Annotated in this window: 1 protein-coding gene and 1 pseudogene; both read right to left on the minus strand. The window is 51.0% G+C overall.

Translation table 11 applies throughout. The features are described 5' to 3' along the window. Positions 1-286: 286 nt before the first annotated feature. The gene (gene arfB, locus IV91_RS0114130) at positions 287-706 is read right to left on the minus strand and encodes an alternative ribosome rescue aminoacyl-tRNA hydrolase ArfB (RefSeq protein WP_031599485.1); all 420 of its coding nucleotides are present in this window, start codon (positions 704-706) and stop codon (positions 287-289) included. Positions 707-1,492: 786 nt separating this feature from the next. Then, positions 1,493-1,678, minus strand: a pseudogene (locus tag IV91_RS0114135) (transposase); the annotation flags it as partial. Positions 1,679-1,852: the final 174 nt, after the last annotated feature.

Genomic DNA, 1,852 nt, shown 5'->3' on the forward strand with positions numbered 1-1,852 from the left:
GGATGCAGATTCGCTCCACAGCCTATGCCTTGACCCAATTGCTCGCCCTGAAACTGTGGGAATCCTTTCCGTTGATGGAAATCGCGCCCTGGCGCAAGGGAGCAATGATCACGGCGGGACTTTTCGATTGCTTGTATGCGACGTATTGTGTCGCAGTCAGGATGCTACGCTGACCGATGCCAACGAGGAGCGGGACAAACGCATATGGGCGGTCCTAGGATCGGGAAGGTCGCCGGCCAGCGCAATTCCAAATGGAGCAACAAGGGCAATAGCAGGGTTCGTTTCATCATTTCTTTAAAATATTAACCCGTATACGGCCGCGTCCAGATTTCAGCGTCGCGCGTCGCGCCTTGCCCTCCAGACGCTTTTCCACTGAACTTCGGGTGGGTTTTGTGGGGCGTCTCTTTTTTGGCAATACCGCCACGCTGTAAATCAGTTTGAGCAGCCTTTCGATGGCTTCTCTGCGGTTTTTTTCGAGGCTGCGATGCTGTTGGGCCTTGATGATAATGATACCGTCTTGGGTAATGCGCTGATCTCCCAGTTTCATGAGACGCTCCTTGATCATGGGAGAAAGGGAGGATGCCATCAGATTAAACCGAAGGTGCGCAGCCGTGGAAACCTTATTAACATTCTGACCGCCCGCACCCTGGGCACGAATGGCAGTGATTTCGATTTCATCCAATGGAACGGTCAAATGGGCGCGCATGAGTTCAGGCGTAGAATGATTGGACAAGTAACATCAGACCCACTACAGAATATTGTTGTTTCCCGGGAGTTGCCATGCAGTCCATAAAATCGGCGTTGGGATTACTACTATTTACGAATCTGGCATGGGGCGATGGTGGGTACATAGGCAATTATAGTGCAAATCCCTATGCGCCCAATTCCACGGCGAACCAGTTCGGCGCTGGCGGTCCCTATAATCCCAACAGCATCAATAACTCATTTGGTCAGTATGGGAGCCCTTACAGTCCCAATTCCGTGACCAACCCCTACGCCACTGAAGCACCTAAGCTCTATGACAGTCAAGGGAATTATCACGGGCGGCTGAGCAGCAATCCCTATGACCCGGATTCGGTCGCCAACCCCCCCCCTATGACCGATATGGCAGCCAGTTTTCACCGGATTCCATCAATAATCCCTTTGGCGCCGGTAGTCCGTACAGTCCGGATAGTCCGAATAATCCATTCGGGCAAAGAATGAGGATGGAGGATGGCGAATGACCCATGAGGTATCGAGGTTGAACATCAGGATTCGAGCATGCAATCAAAAAACTGAATAAACAACAGATCGGAAAACTTTGTGAATTGCTGGTTCAATATACCAGTTTTCCGCCCACTCAGATCGTGCCGCGTTTGGCCGATCAGTGGAGGTACTTTTAACATGCATATCGTTCAAACACAATCGGTTACGCAAAAAAGTGTCGAACTCGGGAGGCTTCAATCAGGATACCATCCACCGAAAAGTGGCCGTCAGAGATCAATTCCTGCTATTCCGCCACAGCCAGCTCCTTCCTGAAAAAAGAGCGAGCCACGGATTCGTTGAGCAGTCGGTCACAGTTGGCACTGAATATCGAATGATCCCACACTTCCTCATCCATGCCCAATCCCACAAACCAATGGTACAGCAGGTTGTTGTCAATATGTGCCACCAACTGCCGTTCGGATCGGATGGGAAAACCGTTCGCAGGGATGATGCAAGCGGCACCTTGCAAAACTTCAACTTCCCTGATTATGTCTCTATCTCAGTGCGCGCCATCAGTTTCTTTCCAGAACAAGGAGTTGCACATATGAGCGCCACGGCAAGTCTTGGCACCATCGCTGCCAGATCGAATTGTTGTATTCCCGGAAAT

The organism is Ferrovum myxofaciens (assembly GCF_000735045.1).
In the GTDB taxonomy this organism is placed as follows: Bacteria; Pseudomonadota; Gammaproteobacteria; order Burkholderiales; family Ferrovaceae; genus Ferrovum; species Ferrovum myxofaciens.

What these genes read in the sequence shown, in the direction of transcription:
- arfB (WP_031599485.1), bottom strand. Translation starts at nt 706, where the DNA reads ATGCGCGCCCATTTGACCGTTCCATTGGATGAAATCGAAATCACTGCC.